Annotated in this window: 17 protein-coding genes; 11 read left to right on the forward strand and 6 right to left on the reverse strand. The window is 60.1% G+C overall.

Annotation, left to right across the window (positions count from 1 at the left end):
• Positions 1–155 precede the first annotated feature (155 nt).
• The 3 genes from B5V00_RS02010 to B5V00_RS02020 form a co-directional block, all read right to left on the reverse strand.
• The gene (locus B5V00_RS02010; RefSeq protein WP_085009011.1) at positions 156–2,657 is read right to left on the reverse strand and encodes an ATP-binding protein; all 2,502 of its coding nucleotides are present in this window, start codon (positions 2,655–2,657) and stop codon (positions 156–158) included.
• Positions 2,658–2,806: 149 nt separating this feature from the next.
• On the reverse strand, positions 2,807–3,775 hold the full coding sequence (locus tag B5V00_RS02015; protein WP_085009013.1) for a polyprenyl synthetase family protein: 969 nt from the start codon (positions 3,773–3,775) through the stop codon (positions 2,807–2,809).
• Positions 3,776–3,802: 27 nt separating this feature from the next.
• Complete coding sequence (locus tag B5V00_RS02020) at positions 3,803–5,374, reverse strand: sensor histidine kinase (protein ID WP_085009015.1); 1,572 nt, start codon at positions 5,372–5,374, stop codon at positions 3,803–3,805.
• Between the two features lie 245 nt (positions 5,375–5,619).
• On the opposite strand from B5V00_RS02020, the gene B5V00_RS02025 reads away from it, so the two are divergent.
• The 10 genes from B5V00_RS02025 to B5V00_RS02070 all read left to right on the forward strand — a co-directional run bounded on the left by B5V00_RS02025 (position 5,620) and on the right by B5V00_RS02070 (position 14,688).
• On the forward strand, positions 5,620–7,038 hold the full coding sequence (locus B5V00_RS02025) for a cbb3-type cytochrome c oxidase subunit I (RefSeq protein ID WP_085009017.1): 1,419 nt from the start codon (positions 5,620–5,622) through the stop codon (positions 7,036–7,038).
• 2 nt (positions 7,039–7,040) lie between these two features.
• Entirely contained in the window at positions 7,041–7,904 is an 864-nt protein-coding gene (ccoO, locus tag B5V00_RS02030) for a cytochrome-c oxidase, cbb3-type subunit II (protein ID WP_085009019.1), read from the forward strand.
• Positions 7,904–8,044 carry a cbb3-type cytochrome oxidase subunit 3 gene (locus B5V00_RS02035; protein ID WP_085009021.1) on the forward strand — a complete coding sequence of 47 codons (141 nt, stop codon included), beginning with the start codon at positions 7,904–7,906 and terminating at the stop codon, positions 8,042–8,044. The genes ccoO and B5V00_RS02035 overlap by 1 nt, the downstream gene beginning before the upstream one ends.
• A gap of 48 nt (positions 8,045–8,092) precedes the next feature.
• Positions 8,093–8,584 (forward strand): c-type cytochrome, encoded by a 492-nt coding sequence (locus B5V00_RS17090; protein WP_172399582.1) that lies wholly within the window; start codon positions 8,093–8,095, stop codon positions 8,582–8,584.
• Positions 8,585–8,636: 52 nt separating this feature from the next.
• Positions 8,637–9,878 carry a 4Fe-4S dicluster domain-containing protein gene (locus B5V00_RS02045; RefSeq protein WP_085009023.1) on the forward strand — a complete coding sequence of 414 codons (1,242 nt, stop codon included), beginning with the start codon at positions 8,637–8,639 and terminating at the stop codon, positions 9,876–9,878.
• A gap of 25 nt (positions 9,879–9,903) precedes the next feature.
• Entirely contained in the window at positions 9,904–10,359 is a 456-nt protein-coding gene (locus tag B5V00_RS02050) for a FixH family protein (protein ID WP_085009025.1), read from the forward strand.
• A gap of 1 nt (position 10,360) precedes the next feature.
• Positions 10,361–12,823, forward strand: coding sequence for a heavy metal translocating P-type ATPase (locus B5V00_RS02055; protein WP_085009027.1), 2,463 nt, complete (start codon positions 10,361–10,363; stop codon positions 12,821–12,823).
• The gene (gene ccoS, locus B5V00_RS02060; RefSeq protein ID WP_085009029.1) at positions 12,805–12,993 is read left to right on the forward strand and encodes a cbb3-type cytochrome oxidase assembly protein CcoS; all 189 of its coding nucleotides are present in this window, start codon (positions 12,805–12,807) and stop codon (positions 12,991–12,993) included. The genes B5V00_RS02055 and ccoS overlap by 19 nt, the downstream gene beginning before the upstream one ends.
• Positions 12,977–13,663, forward strand: a complete 687-nt coding sequence (locus B5V00_RS02065; protein WP_216355447.1) for a sulfite exporter TauE/SafE family protein — start codon at positions 12,977–12,979, stop codon at positions 13,661–13,663. Before ccoS ends, B5V00_RS02065 begins: the two co-directional genes overlap by 17 nt.
• A 167-nt stretch (positions 13,664–13,830) precedes the next feature.
• Positions 13,831–14,688, forward strand: coding sequence for an HDOD domain-containing protein (locus B5V00_RS02070; RefSeq protein WP_085009032.1), 858 nt, complete (start codon positions 13,831–13,833; stop codon positions 14,686–14,688).
• 6 nt (positions 14,689–14,694) lie between these two features.
• On the opposite strand, the gene B5V00_RS02075 is transcribed toward B5V00_RS02070, so the two are convergent.
• Positions 14,695–15,660, reverse strand: a complete 966-nt coding sequence (locus tag B5V00_RS02075; RefSeq protein WP_172399583.1) for a helix-turn-helix domain-containing protein — start codon at positions 15,658–15,660, stop codon at positions 14,695–14,697.
• A 765-nt stretch (positions 15,661–16,425) separates the two neighbouring features.
• Between B5V00_RS02075 and B5V00_RS02080 the strand changes: the two genes are divergently transcribed.
• Positions 16,426–18,552, forward strand: coding sequence for a thioredoxin domain-containing protein (locus B5V00_RS02080; protein WP_172399584.1), 2,127 nt, complete (start codon positions 16,426–16,428; stop codon positions 18,550–18,552).
• Between the two features lie 5 nt (positions 18,553–18,557).
• Here the strand turns inward: B5V00_RS02080 and B5V00_RS02085 are convergent, their stop codons facing one another.
• Together B5V00_RS02085 and B5V00_RS02090 are read right to left on the reverse strand one after the other, a co-directional pair.
• Positions 18,558–19,553, reverse strand: a complete 996-nt coding sequence (locus B5V00_RS02085; protein WP_085009038.1) for a vWA domain-containing protein — start codon at positions 19,551–19,553, stop codon at positions 18,558–18,560.
• Positions 19,550–20,644 carry a vWA domain-containing protein gene (locus B5V00_RS02090; protein WP_085009040.1) on the reverse strand — a complete coding sequence of 365 codons (1,095 nt, stop codon included), beginning with the start codon at positions 20,642–20,644 and terminating at the stop codon, positions 19,550–19,552. The genes B5V00_RS02085 and B5V00_RS02090 overlap by 4 nt, the downstream gene beginning before the upstream one ends.
• Positions 20,645–20,660: the final 16 nt, after the last annotated feature.

Consider the following 20,660-nt stretch of genomic DNA (forward strand, 5'->3'; position numbering starts at 1 on the left):
AGGTTCATGCCGGCAGAAATGGCACTGATTCAGGATCGTCGATTGAAATCCGGCGGGATCATTCTAGATTGACGAAGGGAAAGAAGGCAATGATAAAAGGTGGATTTTCGCCACGCAGGAGAAATAAAGCTCGGCCTAACCGAGAAATATGGTGGTTATTGGCCACCTGCCGGCAACCAGATACGGAAACAGCTCCCTGCTCCCGGGGTACTGTCGGCATCGATCCGACCGCCATGCTCGGAAATGATGTTGTGGGTGATGGCCAGGCCGAGCCCGGTCCCCTCCCCTTTGCTGGTATAGAAGGGTTCAAAAATCAGTTCCAGCTGCTCGGCCGACATGCCGGTACCGGTATCCTGAATAACGATCGCCACCCCGTCCCCCTCGGGCTCGACGGACACGTCCAGCCGGCCCCCTTCGGGCATGGCATCCATGGCGTTGGCCAGCAGATTGAGCAGGGCCTGCTTCAGCTTGTTGCTGTCAAAGGCGATACGGGGCAGATCATCAGAAAATTTCTGTTCAAGCCTGATCCGCTGCTGCTGCAACGGCTTGCTGACCAGAAACAGGGTATCACGAACGGTATCGACAACATCACCGACAACCTTCTCTGTTTTCGGTACCGAGGCGAAATTCAGCAATTCGCCGACCAGGGCTTCAAGTCGCTCGATTTCTTCCAGCGCCCGTCGGATCAGCTGCTGGTCGTCCGGCTGATCAAGCATCCGGTCATGCAGTTCGTCAAGCAGCAGACTGATTCCGGTCAGCGGGTTGCGCACCTCATGGGCAATCCCGGCCGAAAGACGGCCAAGAGAGGCCAGGCGCCCCATCCGCTCCATCCGCTGGCGCATCTGGACCCGTTCGGTCAGATCCTCGATGGTGAGAATCTGGCCGGAAAGATTGCGGGCGCCAAGCGGCAGCAGCGCCAGGCGAAAGGTCAGCGGACGCCCCTCACGTTCGATCGTCAGGTACTTGTTCCAGCGCCCGGACACACCGACACTCAATCCTTCCTCCAGGGCGTCAACCATCTCCGGCCAGTCGGTCAGAAGCTTGCGCCAGGGGGCCGGTTTCTGCCAGGGGGGCAGCTGCAGGCTGCGCTGTGCCGGGCCATTGACCGATGTCACCAGTCCTTCCGGGTTGAGAGTGAGGATGCCGGTTTCGATATTTTCAAAAACCGTCTCCTTGAAATTTCTCTCCCGCAGGATTTCCTTTCGCGACCGCCGCAGATCTTCCAGGGAACGCATCAGCCGTTCGCGACGCAGGCGCAGTTCGTGAGCCATGGTATTGAAGGAACGGGCCAGCTGGCCGACCTCGTCGCTGGATGAGACGTCGACATTGGTCGCCAGGTTGCCGCGCGCCATTTCCCGGGTCCCGACAATAAGCTCCTGCAGCGGCCCGGCAATCCCTCGCGAAAGACGGTAGGAAGCAAAAAAGACCAGCATCCCGGTCAGGCTGATGAGAAACCAGCTCTGGGTGATGAAGGTGGTGAACTGACGCTTGATCAGGGCGGCGGTTTCCAGTGCCGGGCGGTGGAAGTTCTTCAACTCGGCACCGATGGTCACGCCACCGAAAATGCCCCGTTCGGCATATCCCCCGCCACGATAAAAGATCGGTGCGTAGGCCATGATCTTGCGGGCTCCGCCAACATTGGTGACATCGACCACGCCCGAACGGCCGGCCAGCACATCCTGGGCCACAACCGGGTAATTCTTGTGAATAAAGGCCGCGTTGAGCAGGTTATAGGGGATCACTCCCCGGCGCACCGCCTCGGGAGACGACTGTTCGGTATAGGGTGGAACCAGCCGTCCCTCGGCATCGAGTCCACGGATATCCCAGTATTTCGGGTGAGTGATAATCCAGCCTTCATCATCGAACATGAAAGCGTAGTTGCCGCTCTTGTAGGAGGGATAGACCACATACCGCTCACGGGTCGGGGTGATATGCTGGGTGAACTCCATCAGGTGACGATGATCGAGGGAAAGAACAACCACCCCCTTAAGAGTCCCGTCCTCGGTGTAGACCGGAGTCGCAAACCGCACCAGCCCGCGATATGTCCTGCCGCCGACAGCCTCCTCCAGAGAAGACGCACCCGCCAGCTGTTCGTCCTTGCTGACATGCCAGCCGGTCACATGGGAAACATAGATCTCCCCGGGGGGGAGATTGCGGGCGACGAGGAAATAGGTTTCGCTCTTGTAGGTCGTTTCCGCCGGGTCGGCCACATTGCGATAATCGTGAGAAATTCTGCCGTCGACGACACGCACCGTCTCCCGGCCGGACGGAGCGATGAAGGCCAGCTCGCTGTAGAGGGGAATATCGCGGCGGATTTCACGCGGTTTCCCGTCTTCAAGCTGCCGGTACCAGACCTGTTTCCGATGCGTCGCGGCGAATTCAAGGTAGCCCTGCGAATCGGGCGGCAACAGGGCCAGGGCGTGCAGGTCCTCCTCGACCGAACGGAGAAAATCTCCCACCTCCCGTGCCACCAGTTCGGCCCGCACCTCCAGGGCCTCGGACGCCTGCTCGTCAAGGGCGCGAGTGGCGCTGTCGAGCAGCAGTTTTTCCACCGAACGCAGATTTTGACTGGAATTGATCGCCAGCAGAACCAGGGGAATGATCGAGAGCGCCCAGAAGGCATAGAGAACTTTGCGGTGAAGATTGAGACGCAGCATGCGGCCGATTATAGCGCAAATGCCCGGCCGGCGGGAACTGAAAGCTGAAAAGCAAGAATTGTCAGTTGTCAGCTATCAGCTATCAGCTATCAGCTATCGGTTGCCAACTGCCAACTGATTACCGATTCTTTGCTTGCCTTTCCCAATCGCTACATGCTGCGGCCGACCACGTAATCGGCCAGGCTGCAGAGCGCATCACGATCCGGGCTGGGGGGGAAAATATCCAGGCGCTTTTTGGCCGACGCGACCAGTTCGGCGGCTCGCGAACGGGTATAGGTGATACCGTCGTAACGGTCGATCAGGTCAATGACATACCCCAGGTCAGCTTCTTCCAGCTCATCCTGCTCGATGATCGCGGCGACCCGCTCCCGCTCTTCGGAACGGCAGTTGCGCAGCGTCTCGATCAACGGCAGGGTCATCTTTCCTTCGGCCAGATCCTGACCGCGGGCCTTGCCGAACTCTTCCTGATCAGCAATATAATCGAGGGCATCATCCATGAACTGAAAGGCGATGCCGAGTTCCATGCCGACCTCGCGCAAAGCCAACTCGCGCTCCTCGTCAACCTCGGCCAGCAGACCACCACACTGGCAGGCGGCCGCCATCAGAACCGCCGTCTTGCTGCGCACGACCTTGATATAGCGCTCTTCGTCCATGTCAAGATCACAGGTCGAGACGAGCTGCAGAACTTCGCCCTCGGCCATCAGGGTGGTCGCGTCGGAAAGAGCCTTGAGGATCTTCAGGTTGCCGTCCCGCACCATGATGGAAAAGGACTTGGCAAACAGGAAGTCACCGACCAGGACCGAGGCCTCGTTTCCCCATATCGAGTTGGCCGAGGCATTGCCGCGACGCAGGCTGGCACCGTCAACGACATCATCGTGCAGCAGAGTGGCGGTATGAATGAATTCCACGACACTGGCCAGACCGACATGACTCTGCCCCCGGTAGCCGGCAAGGCGGGCGGCCAGCAGCAGCATCATCGGTCGCACCCGCTTGCCGCCGCTGGCAAGGACATACTCACCGACCTTGCTGATCAGGGGGACATCCGAAGCCAGGTCCTCGCGGAACTGTCGTTCAACTCCCCGCAAGTCATCTTCTAATAAATTCAATACGTTTTGCATATCATTCCACCACGTGAAAAATCCATCTCATCCTAAAGAATCGGCCGAAGCCTTGTCAAAGTTTTTTTCCTCACCGGGGCGGTCTCCGGATGACGATTGCCGGTCCCGGCCATATAACGGAAAAATCAGCTTGAAACAGGCTCCCGCATCCGCCGCCGCCAGTTCAAGTCGTCCCCCCTGATCTTCGATCAGCTTGCGACAGAGAGAGAGCCCGAGCCCGGTCCCCTCTTCGCACCCCTTGGTGGTAACAAACGGCTGAAAAATACTCTCTTCCATCCCGGGCGGCACTCCGGGGCCATTGTCGTGAACACGAGCGACGAGGCTTTCCTCTTCGATTCCCAGCGTAACTACGACCCGACCGCAGCCCCCCATCGCCTGGGCGGCATTGAGCAGCAGGTTGACAAAGACCTGCCGCAACCGGTCCGGATCTCCCGAGATAGCGGGCAGTTGCGGAGCCGCCTGGAGTTCCAGATCAACCCGGCGGAAGAGTTTCTGTGGCTGCAGCGATTCCAGCACTGAAGAAACCAGGGCCGCCAGATCAACCGGCAAAACCTCATCCGGTGCCGTCCGGGCCAGACCGAGCAGACCGCCGGTAATGCGACGGCAGCGGCGGCACTCCTCGATGATCGCCAGGACATCTTCGCGACGAGGGTCGTCCGCCGGAAGATCCTCGCACAGCAGCTCCGCATAGCCGAGAATAATGCCGACCGGGTTGTCGATCTCGTGCGAAACACCCGCCGCGAGCTGGCCGATGGCTGCCAGGCGTTCAGAACGCAGCAACTGTTCCTGCATGTCGCGTAATTCATCGTTGGCTCGACGCAACTGACGATTGGTCTCGGTGAGGGCGCTGCGACTGGCGGCGAGGCCGGCCACCATCTGGTTGAACGCTGCCGCCAGGGCCCCGATCTCATCATTTCGCTCCATCGGAATCCGGGTCTGCAGGTCTCCTTCGCCGATCGCCCTGACCCCTTCGGTCAGAATCTTGAGCGGCCGGGTGAAACGTCTCGCCGCGACCGCCGCCAACAGCAGAGAGACTCCCAGCGCGCAGATGGCGATCAGCGCGAACCGCTGGCGGGCTTCGACCAGGCGACGATCGACCCGATCATAACTGACCAGGTAGCGCGCGGTCAGCATCCGCGCCCCGGTCGGGCCATGGGCCGGAACCAGCAAATCCAGAACCCGTCGGCCGTCGGGTAATCGTCGGGTCATGCTGCTGAGTTCTCCCTGCTGCAGCCGTTCAGGAGAGAGAGCCTGCCAGTCATCCGGGATATCAAGATCCCTAAACGCCGGAAACCTCTGCGACTGGAAGAGAATACGCCCCCCGGGCGCGTAGAGACTGAACCGGATCAGGTCCTGGTTGAAAGAAAGGAATTCGCCGATATGCTCAATTGTCTGCCGGTCACCATCCTGAAACTGGCCGCGAAACAGCTTGAGAACCTCGGGAGTGGCGAACCGGGCAAATGAAAAGCTCTGTTCCTGCAGGTATTCTTCCCATTGGCGCGACTGGTTGCGCTCCAGCAGCAGGAAGGTGGCCAGCAGCACCACGACCAGCAACGAGCTGGTGTAGAGAAACAGCTTTCGGCCGATTGTCATTTTCATCTAAATTCCTGATATCAAAAAAGAATACACCAGAAATTGCAGAATAGGACAGGGGCCGCCGGCTGTCAAGCGGAGGCAACATTCCTTCCTGAAGCCGGCAAACAAACAGCTTGACAAACCACTTTACCCTGCCTATATTGTGACCGTTTTGGTCATAAATTAGCGTTGCTTGACATTAAGTCCCCCTTTATTAGAATTGCAACGTTTTAATGCTGATCTATTTTCGACGCGCCGAGGGAGCTGCCATGGAAAAACCGAACTACAATACCGACATTGTCAGGAGCTTTATCAACTGGGGCATTATCTGGGGTCTGGTGGCCATCCTGGTCGGGGTCATTGTATCACTGCAGATGGTCGAACCGGCTCTGAACTTCCCCCCCTACCTGACTTTCGGTCGCCTGAGGCCGCTGCATACCAATGCCGGAATTTACGGCTGGGCGGTCGGAACCACATTCGCCCTGTTCCTCTACATGGTCCAGCGACTTTGCAAAACCCGACTCTGGAGTGACAAGCTGGCACGTTTTCAGCTGTGGTTTTTCAACGCCACCATCATCACCGCCGCCATTACCCTGCTGCTCGGGTACACAACGTCCAAGGAGTACCACGAACTCGAATGGCCGGTCGATATCATGGTTGTTATCCTCTGGGTGGCGTTCGCCATCAACATCATCATGACCATCATCAAGCGTCGAGAAGAACAGATGTACATTTCGCTCTGGTACATGATGGCCTCGATCGTCGGGGTGGCCATTCTTTATATCGTTGATGGCGCTGAGGTCCCGGTCTCACTGTTCAAATCCTATTCGGCCTATGCCGGCACCAACGACGCCAACGTCCACTGGTGGTTCGGCCACAACGCGGTCGCCATGGTGCTGACGGCGCCGCCACTGGCCATGTTCTACTATGTCCTGCCGAAAAGTACCGGTGTCCCCATCTACAGCCATCGAATGTCGATCATCGCCTTCTGGAGCCTGATCTTCATGTACCTCTGGACCGGCGCCCATCACCTGCTCTGGACACCCGTCCCCGACTGGATTCAAACCCTGGCGATGGCCTTTTCGGTGATGCTGATAGCTCCTTCCTGGGGCAGCGTCTTCAACGGTTACCTGTCCATGCGGGGCCAATGGCACCAGATGCGGGAGAACTACCTGGTCAAGTTCCTGATTATCGGCATCACCTTCTACGGGCTGCAGACCCTGCAGGGTCCGATGCAGGCGATCCGTTCCTTCTCCGCGTTCATCCACTACACCGACTGGGTGCCGGCCCACATCCACATGGGAACCATGGGCTGGGTATCGATGATCGCCTTTGCCAGCATCTACTACCTGGTGCCACGTGTTTACGGCCGTGAACTCTACAGCGTCCCGCTGGCCAACCTGCATTTCTGGCTGATCCTGATCGGCCAGCTGATCTGGACCATCAGCCTGTGGATTGCCGGGGTGCTGCAGGCCGGCATGTGGACGGCAACCAACAGCGACGGCAGCCTGGCTTACTCCTTCATGGAAACCATGGTCGAGATGTACCCCTACTGGTGGGCACGGGTATTCGGCGGCATCATTTTCCTGATCGGCGTGCTCGTCTTCATCTACAACCTGGTGATGACAACCCGCAGGGGGGAAATATCTCCCGCTTCGGAAAGAGCAGCCGTGGAAGGGAGGGCCTGATCATGTGGGAGAGAAAACCTGTTCTGCTGCTGGTCCTGGCAACCGCGGCCATCATGGTCGGCACCATCGTCACCATGATTCTGCCCTTCGCCTGGGTCAACACCGATGCCGACCGGATCGCCACCGTCACCCCCTACAATCCGCTCGAACAGGAAGGGCGGGACATCTACATCCGCGAAGGCTGCAACAACTGCCATACCCAGACCATCCGTCCCCTGGTGACCGAAGTGCTGCGCTACGGTGATTACTCCAAGTCGGGAGAATTCGTCTACGACCGTCCCTTCCTCTGGGGATCCAAGCGGACCGGTCCCGACCTGGCCAGAATCGGCGGAAAATACCCGGATGCCTGGCATTACAAGCACATGGAATCGCCACGGGCAATGGTGCCGCGCAGCAACATGCCCGACTATGGATGGCTGAAAAACAATCTTCTTGATCCACAGAGCATCCGCCACAAGATGGATGTTCTCGGCTTCCCCTATAAGCAGGCGGAGATCGACGCCCTCAAGGGTAAAAACGAGATGGATGCCATCGTCGCCTATCTGCAGAAACTCGGCACCGGCATTCCCTGGCGCAAGACCGCGGAAACTCTGGTGGTCGGAGAACTGCACAACCCCTACCAGGATGACCTGACCGTGCTTGACGCGGGCAAGGCACTCTACATGCAGCACTGCGCCGCCTGCCACGGCGAAAAACTGCAGGGAGAAATCGGCCCTGAACTGACCGACCTGGACATGCCCGATGCCGACCTTTACCAGATCCTCTTCAACGGTTTCCCCGAGGACGGCATGCCGCCTTTCTCGGCGATCGGGTCTGACCGGTTGTGGAAGATGGTCAATTTCCTGAAGAATGAGGCGAAACACTGATGGATTGGGGCTCGATACTTTACCTTGGCGTCACGTTCGGACTGTTCATCATCTTTGTTCTGATTGTCCGCTACACCTACAGCCGCAAGAACCGGGAACAGAACGAAGAGGCAAAATACCGGATGCTTGACGACGACTGACACCGATTCCTGAATCTGCGACCTGGAACCTTGACAAGGAAGATACCCATGAGTACTTCAGACCATCATCAGGATGAGCAGCACGCTGACGGCATTGTTGAAAACCGCGAACAGAGACCGCCGCTCTATTTCTATATTCTTTTTTACGGACTGATTATCTGGGGCGTGATTTTCGCCGCCTACTTCCTGCTCAGCGGCTGGAGCAGTGATGCCGAGTTCCAGGCCAAAATGGCCGAGCACCAGCAACTGGTGGCAAAGGCCGCGCCCGACACCTCAGCTTCGACCACCCGGCCGGGACAATTCAGCATCGAAGCCGGGCAGAAAATCTTCACCGGCAACTGCGCCATGTGCCACGGTCCGGAGGGTGAAGGCGGAATCGGACCCGACCTGACCGCCGCGACCTATCGCTACGGGCGCGATGCGGCGACTGTTCGCGAAACGATTTCCAAAGGACGTCCCAACGGCATGCCGGCTTTCGGCACGCAGCTCTCGGCGGAAGATGTGACCAACGTCGTCGGCTTTGTTCTCTCATTGAAGTGACCAGGAACAACAGGATCGCGGGGGTGACCGAGGTCACCCCCGCGTTCATTCCATGAGTTCTTCCCGCCCCCGCAGACTCGGCCGCTGGAGAAACAGCTTTCAGTGGCTGACCACGCTCTCCATTCTGCTGATCCCCTTCGGGAGCTGGAATGGCGACGGCCTGCTGCGCATTGACATCGGCCGGCGCAGCCTCCACCTCTGCGGGCAGATCCTGCGCATTCAGGAACTCTACCTGATGCTCTTTTTCACCCTTGCCTTCGGACTTGGTTTTCTCCTGATGACGCTGGTTTTCGGCCGCGTCTGGTGCGGCTGGGCCTGCCCGCAGACAACCCTGAGCGACACCGCCGAATGGATCGCCCGCCGCTTCGGGCTGAAAATCAAAAGGAACCGCCTGCAGGGCGACGGGTGGCGAAAAATTCTCACCCATTGCTGTTATCTGCTGCTGGCGTTGCTGGTCGCAGCCAATCTGATCTGGTACTTCATCGCCCCGGAGACCTTTTTCACCCTGGCTCTCAACCGGGAACTCCCAACCGCGGCATGGGGTACGCTGGTCGTGATTTCATCGCTTGTCTACATCGACCTGGCCCTTGTCAGGCGCCTGATGTGCCGCGAGTTCTGTCCTTATGGTCGATTCCAGACGGCCCTGGTCGATCCCGGCACGCTGACCCTGCAGCTGCCCGCCTCGGAGCAAAGCCGCTGCATCAAGTGCGGCTCCTGCGTGCGTGCCTGCCCGATGGAGATCGATATCCGTCGCGGCGACCAGATCGAGTGCATCAACTGCGGGCGCTGCCTTGATGCCTGCCGGGTGGTGATGGACAAACGGCAGCAGCCCGGGCTGATCCGGTACAGTTTCGGCCGACAGGGTCAGGGCATACGGGCACTGCTCAATCCCCGCACCCTGCTGCTCGGTCTGGTTTTCTGCCTGTTGCTGGTGGCCTTGACCACAGCCGTCATCCTGCGTGCCGAAGCAACGCTCAAGGTTGCCGTTTCCCATACCGCCCGCAGCAGGCTGCTTGCAGACGGATCGCTGGCAACCTTCTTCACCGCCTGGATCAGCAATCGCGGGGCAACCCGCACCAGCTATGATCTGGCGGCCCGAATCACGACCGACGGGACGAAACTGCCATTACGCGGCCAGACACGGAACATCGAACTGGCCCCGGGAGCCAACCGGAAAGTGAGCTTTGTCGTCGTCAGCCGCGTCCCGACGGGCAGACAGACCATCGAATTTCTTCTGCTTGACGATACCGGCCGCCTCCTGTCACAAGCGGCGGCGGAAATTTCGCCCCCGTAACGGGGCGTCTGTTAGGATAACGCCTATGATGAACACTTTCCGAAACCGCATTGCACCTTTGCTTATCTGCCTGCTGATTGCCGTTTTCGTCCTGTTTCTCATCTGGTCGTGGCAGCGTGCCGTCACCCTGGGGACCAGGGTCAGCGACCGTGACTACTACAGCAAGGGGCTCAAGTACAACCACACGCTGATTGAAAAACGGGCCGCGAAAACTCTCGGCTGGACCGTCTCGGCCAATCTGCAGTCGCGCCTTCTGCGGCTGGAACTGCGGGATGGGGACAACCGACCGGTCGCCGGCGCCAAAGGGTTGCTGCGGCTCTCCCGGCATGCCGAGCAGGCGGAGAACTTCAACCTCGATGAAACCTCCCCCGGCAGCTATCAACTTCAACTCCCTGCCGACCTGGCGGGAGAACTGCGCGCCCAGATCGAGTTCGAACATGACGGCGCGTTGCTGACCAGGCAGCTGCTGCTGAACCTCTGATATGGACCAGCCTCTCCCGCAATGCGATCATTGTCGACTGCCGATCCCCCCTGCGGACCTTGTTACGGGCGAACATGACGGCAAAACGCTGAATTTCTGCTGTCACGGCTGCCATGGCGCCTACCAGTTGATCCATGGTGCCGGTCTGGAAGATTTTTACCGCAGACGCGACTGGCGGGAAGCGGGCATCAATCCCGGTGTTTTCGAACGCGACTTCGACCCCGCCGAGATGGAACCGCATATCCGTCACCTCAACGAACAACAGGCCGAAATCACCCTGCTGCTTGACGGCATCCGTTGCGCCAGTTGTGTCTGGCTGATTGAAAAGGTGCTGTTGCGGACCCCGGGCGTTGTTGATGCAAGAATCAATTACGGCACTCACCGCCTGCGCCTGCGCTTCAACCCCCAACAAACCGATGCCGCCGGGCTCTGTCGCCGCATCGCCCGCATCGGCTACCTGCCCCGTCCGCACACGGCCGACGCGGTCCGGGATCGTGCCCGAAGGCAACAGCGCAGCACCCTGATCCGCTTCGGCACCGCCGCTTTTCTTTCCATGCAGCTGATGGGCTATTCCATCGCCCTTTATGCCGGTTTTTTCCAGGGAATGGACAGCGCCAGCAAGCAGATTATCCAGCTTCTCGCCGCCCTGGTGACCACCCCGGTGGTCTTTTACTGCGGCTGGCCGTTTCTTAACGGGGCCTGGCGCAGTTTGCGCAACCGGATGCCGAACATGGATCTGCTGATCGCCCTCGGCGTCCTGACAGCCTACGGCTACAGCCTCTTTGCCATGACTCATGGTGCCGAGGTCTATTTCGACACCGCTGCCATGATCGTCACCCTGATCCTGCTGGGCAGGATGCTGGAAGAATCCGCCCGTCACCGCGCCGCCTCCGGCATTGATCAACTCCTGAACCTGGCACCGCAAACCGCGACCCGAATCGACGGCAACAGCGAACAAGTGGTCCCGAGCAGCAGTCTCCACCCCGGCGACCTGGTCCTGGTGGCTCCCGGCGAACGTTTTCCGGTCGATGGAGCACTGGCCGACGGCAGTACCGAAATCGATGAATCGGCCCTGACCGGGGAGCCGCTGCCGGTCTGCAGGCGTCCCGGCGACAGAATTTCCGCAGGGACCCTGAACCTGACCACGGCCGTCACCCTGCGCGTGACCTGTGTCCGCGAGGACTCTTTCATTGCCCGAATCGCGCGCCTGGTAGAAGAGGCCCAGGCCCGCCGCGCGTCGATCCAGGTCCTGGCCGACCGGGTCGCGGCCCTGTTCGTCCCCCTGGTCGTTTCATTGTCGCTGGCGACCTTCATCGGCTGGTGGCTGATCGGCGGCAATCCGGTCGCCGGCATGCTCAACGCGGTGGCGGTACTGGTTATTGCCTGCCCCTGTGCCCTCGGCCTGGCGACACCGACAGCGGTCCTTGTCGCCACCGGACAGGCGGCACGCCGGGGAATCCTCTTCCGAGGCGGCGATATCCTCGAACGCACCGGCCGCCTGGTTACGGTGGCCTTCGACAAAACCGGCACCCTCACCCTCGGCGTACCGCAGGTTGTGGAACTTCTCCCCTGGCAATGCAGCAGCGAGGAGCTGCTGCAGACCGCAGCCACTGTCGAAGCCGGATCCAGTCACCCCATCGCCCGCGGCATCCTGACCGCTGCCCGGAACAGAAACCTGCCCATTCCCCTGCGGGGTGGTGCCAGGACTGTCCCCGGGCAGGGGGTGGCGGCAGACGGTCCCGACGGAGAAATCAGGGTTGGCAACCGGGCGTTCCAACCCCACCCGATTCCTGCTGAAATCAACAACCACGGCCGGGCGGCCAGTGAAGTCCATGTTTCCAAAGGCCCCCGCTACCTGGGCTGCATTCTGCTCACCGACTGTCTGCGTCCCGAAGCAGCCGAAGTCGTTGACCAGTTGCATGCCATGGGCCTGCGAACCGTGATGTTGACCGGTGACCACGAAACAAGCGCCCGGGCAATCGCCAAACAGGTGGGCATTGATGAAATCCATGCCGGACTGACTCCGCAGTTGAAGGCGGACTGGCTTCATCAGCAGAAAACGGCCGGACAGCAGCTGCTGATGGTCGGCGACGGCATCAATGACGCCCCGGCCCTGGCGGAGGCGGAGGTCGGCTGCGCCATGACCGGCAGTACCGATATCGCCCTGGAGAACTCCGACCTGGTGCTGACCCGTCCCGACCTGCGGCGCCTGGTGGAAGCGATCATGCTCTCCCGCCGGGGTCTCGCCATCATCCGCCAGAATCTCGGTTGGGCGTTTGCCTACAATCTGATTGCCCTGCCGCTGGCCGCAGCGGGACAACTGCTGCCGATCGTCGCCGCGGCGGCCATGGCTTTCAGTTCGGTCTGCGTGGTCGGCAATTCCCTGCGCCTTGCCCGACGAGGTCCCCTGCCGCCGCAAACACAACATTCCCCCGGCGAGGTCCCATGCTCAGTTCAACCCTGATCCTGATATTTCTCTCCCTCTGCATCGGTACCGGTGCCTGGCTGATCTTTCTCTGGGCCGTTAAAAAGGGAGAGTTCGACGATATGGAAGGACCGAAATACCGGATGCTGGATGATGATCCGGTGTCCCCAGCGGCGGAGGAGGAGGATGATCATGCCGACGATAACTGACCCCGTGGTTTCCATGGCCCTGGTGACCGGGCTGCTCGGTTCCGGACACTGCATCGGCATGTGCGGGGGACTGGTTGCCGGTCTCGGTATCTCCCGGCAGGGAGAGCGGGGGGGATTGCCCTTCCATCTGCTCTATCATACCGGCCGGGTGACGACCTATATACTGATCGGCATCATCGTCGGCTGGATCGGCTCAACCATGGAGTTGACCAGAACCATGCACGGCGCCAGCCGTATCCTGCTGGTCCTCTCCGATCTGTTTGTCATCCTGCTCGGACTCGGTACTGCCGGTCTGTTCAGTTACTGGAACCTCAACCGGCTGGAATTTCCCGGCCCGATGAAAATTATGGCAGGTCTGCTGTCGCGCTTCCGCAGTCTGCCGCCGACCCTGTCGGCCCTGCCGCTCGGACTGCTGATGGGCTGGCTCCCCTGCGGCTTCCTCTATGCCATGGTGATGACCGCGGCGCAAAGCGGTCATCCCTTGAGCGGAGGGGCCATCATGGCGGCCTTCGGTCTCGGCACCACGCCGGCCCTGCTCGGATTCGGCACCGCGGCCCACTGGCTGAGCAACAAGGCCCGTCTCTGGATGGTCCGTGGAGCCGGTCTCATGGTTGCCGCCATCGGTCTGCTGCACCTGATCAAGCACCTGCGGATGTTTTATGGAGCCTGAGCCGGGGTGAGAACGACAGGCCTGCCTGCCCCCTCTTCCGGCAGAAACTCACGGGTTCACCTGCCCGACCCCGCAGGGCTCAGGACACCGGTTCCGGTTTTTGATTAAGGATTTTCCCACCCCGACCGATAAATGCAGTGAAAGAAAGCGGATCATGAACCAGCCCGATGCCGATGAACCTGAATTTTCGCAACGTCATAGAATCGCTCGGCGATCTCCCGCCGACGCCGGTCATCGCCGTCAAGGCCCTGCAGATCATGCAGGACCCGAACGGTTCCGCCAACAAGCTCGCGGAGATTATCGCGCGCGACCCGGCGGTTTCCGCGCGGGTGCTGAAGACCGCCAACTCCCCCCTGTTCTATACCGGCAACCATGTTGCAACCCTGAACCACGCCATCGTTATTCTCGGTGAAAGCCGCCTGCGACACCTGGTACTCGAAGCCAGTCTGCGCGGCATCAACAAACATTTCGGCGTATACGAGCGCATGCTCTGGGAAAATTCCATCGGCTGCGCCATTGCCGCAAGAATCATCGCCAACGGCATTGCGGTCATCGATCCGGAAGAGGCATTTCTGGCGGGACTGTTCAGCAACATCGGACGAATCATCATGAACAATCACAGCCGGGAACAGTATCGCCGCATAGCGGACGCCGAAGTTCTCGGCGAATCCGCCAGTCATCAACTGGAAAAAGAACTCTACCAGTTCACCCATGCGGAAATAGGCGCCGCGGTGCTGGATCGCTGGAATTTCCCGGCGACTCTCGTGCAGTGCATTCTTCACCACCACGATTTCGCCCTGCCCGACGACTGTCCGGAAGAAGTCTGCACGCTGACGGCAACCGTCAACCTCGCAAGCGGCATCTGCCGGCACCTGAACGTGGGCTATCGCCTGCCCCACTCGGAGGGTGAATTGTGGACATTGCCCGGAGCCCGGGCACTGCGGCTTGAAGAGGCGAGATTGAACACCTTCTGCAAGGAATTCAGCGAATCGTTCAAAGACGAACGAGCGGTTTACCTGGCCTGAAGGGATTCAATCGGCCGGGTTGGCAGCAGCGGTTCCGTCGGCGGCAACGGCCCCAGAGGGATGTGGTCCGGGCGCTTTGCTTTTGACCGGCACAAAGCGATTCCTTTTCCGGTTCCAGCTGTAACGACCGGCATCCCAGACTTTTTCCAGGAAATTCCAGTCGAGATGCACACCGCTCATCTCATCATAGACGTCTGAAGCGGCAAGCATTTCCCCATCATCAATGACATGATCCCCGTTGGCATCGGGCCACAGGTAACCGGCGATCGTCATCTCCATGTGACCGCCGACCTGGGCCGGGGCTTCCTGGGTTCCCCCCTTGACAACAACTTCGCCCTGAAACGGCTGGCTTTCACCGAGGGTACTGGACCGGTCAACTTTGAGGAGATAGACGATTTTTTCCTTGTCCTCACCCGGCTTGACGATCCAGCGGGCGATTCCTTCGACATTGTCCAGGCTCGAGGCCGGCGGGTTCGCCTCAATCAACTTCCATCCACGCGGGAAATGTTCACGCAGAATGTATCCCTTGCGTCGCAGGGTCGGTTCAATCCTGATCCAGACCGGGATGACATTGCCCGGCGCCGCATAGCGGGGCAACACACGCTCTGCCAGCACCACGACAGGTTCGGGTTTGCGCTGGAAATAAAAAACCAGGACGCCAAGCAGCAGCACGCAGAGCAGCAACAACGGCAACAGCCTGAAACGTGAGATGAATGTTTCCTCGGCAACCTGATCGGCCGGATCCTCTTCCGTCCGCAACAGGTCCGCGACCTCAACCTCCAGGGCGTCGGCCAGGCGCAGGACGTTATCCCGCTTGATGGACGGATAACGGTTGTTTTCCCAGCGGCTAATGGTGTCAGTCGTCACCCCGACAACCTTGGCCACATAAAGCTGGGTCAGTTTTTTACTTTCCCGGATACGACGGATAGCTGCGCCGTCGATCAGGACAGTGGGGGGCAGATGCTGTTCCAAGGCAAGGACCTCCTGCAGTGCGGCGAGTCTAACAGACCCTCACCCGCTAAGTAAATCGAAAATGTCACCCGACACATGATCCTTGGCAAACCCGACATGAACAATCATATCCTACTGTTATTAATGGAATTTTTATCGACATGAAACAAAAAATGCGGTTTCTGAAACTTGAATTCCGGGCGTCTTCCCGCAGGGGAGCCGAAAACCGAAAAGAATCGGCGGAATCCCTCTCCGTCCCCTCGTTCAAACCGGACTGCACTGGATCCGCAGGAAACACGGTCCGAAAATTCCGTCGGTCCATGGATTTTCACGAGCCACATTCCCTTGGTCGAGCTACATGAAATTTTCTTTAATTTTCAATCGTTTACAGAACCACATTTTTTCCACGATAAGCAAATTTTTTGCTTGAATCTTTTCCGGAGAGTCCTTACTATAGTCCTGCCTGTGAGCATTTCGGTGCTCATCGGCATGACCCCGTGTACACCCCCCCTCCGTGCACGGGGTCTTTTTTTGTCCGCTCCATCCCGTCCGATGCTCAGCCAACCTCTCTATTGCGCAGTTGCGAAAGCATCATGTTTGATTCAGCGAACCGCATTCAGACAACAAAACAGGTTGCATCCACCCCAAGTTTCAGTTAATGTAGGCATCAATCGGACCTTCGGCCCCAAGCCGAAGGACATTTGCCCCGTGATACCCCTCCTTCACGGGGCTTTTTTTATACCCGTCTCCAGACACACGCCCCGATCGGCTGCTACAATGGCAGTCATGACTCCAACCGACCTCAAGCAGCTGTCCGCCCTTGACCGCGCCTCCCTGCCGGAGAACGGCGGACCGGATTTCAACCGCCTGATTTTCGAACAAAGTCCTTACCTGCTGCAGCATGCCGACAACCCTGTCGACTGGTATCCATGGGGTGACGCGGCCTTTGAACAAGCCCGACAACGCGACCGGCCGGTGCTGTTGTCGATCGGCTATTCCACCTGTCACTGGTGCCACGTCATGGCCCACGAATCCTTCGCCTCGGACCGGATAGCCGCGGTCCTCAATGCCCATTTCATCGCCGTCAAGGTTGACCGGGAAGAGCGTCCCGACATTGACGCCACCTACATGGCGGTCTGCCAACTGATGACCGGTGGTGGCGGCTGGCCACTGACCCTGCTGCTGACTCCGGACCGGAAACCTTTTTACGCCGCCACCTACCTGCCGCCGACAACCAGGGGTAACCAGCCGGGACTGCTCGATCTGCTCGACAAGGTCCGAGACATGTGGACCGCGGATCGCGACAGACTGCTGCAGAGCGCAACCCAGGTGGTCGCGGCCCTGCGGCATGTCGAAACCAGCCAGGTCAGCCCGGGCTCCCCGAAAGAACACCTGCTGCAGAAAGCCCTGGAGCAGTACCGCCGAGATTATGATCAGCGTTTCGCCGGATTCGGCTCCGCCCCCAAGTTCCCCGCCCCCCACAATCTTGAGCTGCTGCTGCGACTGGCCCGGCGCGACCCTTCCGGAGAGGCGCGGCAGATGGCCCTCAACACCCTGGCCGCGATCCGCCGCGGCGGTATTTACGATCAGCTCGGTTTCGGCCTGCATCGCTACTCGGTCGACAGCCGGTGGCTCGTCCCGCATTTCGAAAAGATGCTCTACGACCAGGCGTTGCTGATGCTGGCGACGACCCGGGCCGCACAGGACACCGGCGAACCTCTCTATTCCGCCATGGCCTGTGAAACAGGCTCCTACCTGTTGCACGACCTGCAGCATCCCGAAGGCGGCTTCTACGCCGGAGAGGATGCCGACTCGGAAGGCGCCGAGGGAACATTCTACCTGTGGGATGATGAAGAGATTCAGCGGCTGTTCCCCGAAGGGGACGCGGAACTGGCCCGCCGCGCCTTCGGCGTGACGCCGGCCGGCAACTTCGAGGGACGGACAATTCTCACCTTCCGTACCGAGCTGCGGCAGTCGAACACCGACAGGCGAGACGTCGAAACGGTTCTCGACACGAAGCTGGACCGCATTCGGGAAACGCTGTTGGCGGCAAGAAACCGGCGGCCCCGCCCCCATCGCGACGAGAAGCTGCTGACCGGCTGGAACGGTCTGGCCCTGGGCGCCCTGGCCCGGACCGGGAGCCTTTTCGACCGACAGGAACTGTTGCAGGCCGCCGTCCGGGCGGCCGGCTTCATCCTCACCCGGTTGCGGCGAGAGGATGGCCGTCTGCTGCGACGTTATTGTCATAATGAGGCAGCCATCCCCGGTTTTCTCGAAGACTATGCCGGGCTCGGGTTCGGCCTGCTGGAACTTTTCCTGGCCGATTTCAACCCGCGCTGGCTGGAAGAATCCAGCAGGCTGGCGGAGCAGATGCTGGATTTGTTCGGTGATGGCCGGGGAGGCCTGTATGATACCGGGAAGGATGCCGAGACGGTTCTGATCCGGGGACGCAACCTGCAGGACGGCGCCCTGCCCTCGGGCATTTCAGTGGCGACGGACCTGCTGCTGCAACTGGGACGTCTGACCGGGTTGAAACATTTCACCCGGACCGGAGAAACCCTGCTGGCAAACCATCTCGGCCAGGTGGAACGCTACCCGCGCGCCTACGCCTGGCTGCTCGGCGCGCTCGACAGCCACCTCGACCCCGGACCGACTCTGGTCATCGTCCCCGGCTGCAACGAAAAGGCTGAAGACTGGCTCGCGATTGCCCGCGAAATGGGCCCGTCCGACCTGCTCCTGCTCGTGGGGACCCCTGACCTGCAACCCTTCGACCTGCCGCTGCTGCGGGACCGCCCGGCCTGCAACGGGCAGACCACAGCCTATCTCTGCACCCGAACGGCCTGCCTGCCGCCGATCACCGACAGCCTGATCTTGCAGGAAAGGCTGCAGGAAATCAGAGACCTGGCTGAATAAACAGGTCACCGCAGTCTCCCAAGACCGACAAAACTGCCGTTGTTTTCTTCCGCCAGGCGACGCATCAGGGCGGCAAAACGGGCGGCACCGCGACCGGCCCGGGGCTCAATCAGCTGCACCGGGAAGCCGACAGTATGAATTCTGACCCGGCTGCCGCGACCGGCCACGGCGTTTCGACGTCGCACCTCCTCGATCACCGCCTGCATGTCCCCGGCAGCAAAATCATCGCCGAATACATAGAGGCTGATACGCCTGTCCGGCGCGTAAAAACGCTGAATCGCCCGCACCACCCCCTCCACCGGGCTGGAGTTGGAGAACGGCGCCCAGCCCGCCAGGCGATTGAGTATCGCCCGCCGACGCGCCTTCGAATCAGGGATCCAGCGCCCGGCATACTGGGAAAACATGTAATCGCCCATATCATTGAGTACCTGGATACCCTTGACATGGGGATAGATGTCGAGAACCTCCTTCATCTTCCTGCGCACCAGCGGCCAGGCGAACTGCTGCATGCTGCCCGAGGTATCGATAATGAAAATAATGTACTCACTGTCGACCGGAATCCCTCCGATCACGGCATTCTCAGCAGGCCGTCGGTAGCCGGCAGTGAGCCGCTGCATCTCCTCGTCAAGCTTCTGTCGGGCGCTCTCCAGTTTACCCGCAACCAGGCTCTGCGCCTCGCTGTCGGTACCGGCACGTCGATAGCGGCCTTCGATATCGTTCAATTCCCCCTGCAGGCGCGCCAGCTTGTTCTTCATGTCCGACAACTGTTCCTGACGGGCAGTCAGTTCACGGTTGAGAATCCGGGTTTCGCCGCGAATTTCCTCCAGTTGGTTTTTCAACGCGATCACCTGGCCGGACAGCTCGGTACTGGTCTGCTCGATCACCTGGGGTTCGAAGATGCGGGCGATGACCAGCAGCAGGATGATGGCCCCGAAGCCGCAGGAGATCACGTCCAGGAAGGAGAGATTGAAAATTTCCAGCTGGCGTCGATGTTTTCTCATGGCCAGTCCCTGGTCGGAGTCAGAAAGGAGCCGCCGGTCGTCAATCCCAGCTGCCAGAAGGAAATCGCGGCCAGCGGATCTCCTTCCATGGGAAAAAGAATAATGTTGACCGGCACCCCCGCGGGCAGCTTGCGAACCGCCTGTTTGAACAGCCGCAGCCGTTCCTCGCCGGAGACCCTGCTCCCCCGGGGCCTGCTGCTGCCCTGGGTCGGCAAGCCGTCGGTCAGCAGCAGGATATTGTCGGGCCGCGGCCGCAGCCGGGCCGCGGCGGCAAAGGCCTGGTAAAGGCTGGTCCCGTCGGCGGGAACGACCTGCCGCAGAGCGGCCAGCAGCCGATCGACGTTCGGCCGGTCGCCAACCGCCACCCAGGTTCCCTGCAGTTCCTCGACAACGGGTTTGACCGCGGTATTGAAAAGCAGGATCTGCAGTCTGCTGTCCACCGGCAGGTTGGCCGTCAGCCATTCAACGGTCTTCACCGTCCGCCGCCACTTGGGGGCGCTGCGCTTTTCGTCGGCGCCGAGATTGCGGCGGACAATGACATTGAGGATGGTCTCGTCGAGCATACTGGCCGAGGCGTCGACCAGCAGCAGCACCCGCTTGCCGCCCAGCCGCAGACCGGTGAGATATTGCCGGTCACCCTGCCCGATGAAGCTGCGCGCCTGCCGACCGCGATCCGCATCCCGCTGTTGGACGGCAAGCCGGCGCTGCTGCTGATCCAGTTTCAGCAGGTCCGCCTGCAGGGCCTTGACATGTCGTCGCTCGGCACGACTTTTCCGTTTCAGTTCGGCCAGTTCACGGCGGGTCCGTTCAATCTGTTCAAGTACCCGCCGCGACGCACCTTCCGTGCGGACAATCTCCTGGTCTGACTGTTCCAGGCTGTTGCGCAGCTCGACCAGGTACCGCTGCCCGGCCTGGACCTCGCGATCAAGACGAGTCGCCTCGCTCTGCAGGTCGGCGACAATCTCCTTGCGATGGGTCAGCATCTTGCCGTTGAGCAGCATCACCAGCAGCACCACCGCCCCGAAACCACAGCACATGACATCGAGGAAAGCGAGATTGAACTGGGGGGATTTGCGTTCTTTACGGGCCAAGAATGAGTCTCCGATC

The organism is Geothermobacter hydrogeniphilus (assembly GCF_002093115.1).
In the GTDB taxonomy this organism is placed as follows: Bacteria; Desulfobacterota; Desulfuromonadia; order Desulfuromonadales; family Geothermobacteraceae; genus Geothermobacter_A; species Geothermobacter_A hydrogeniphilus.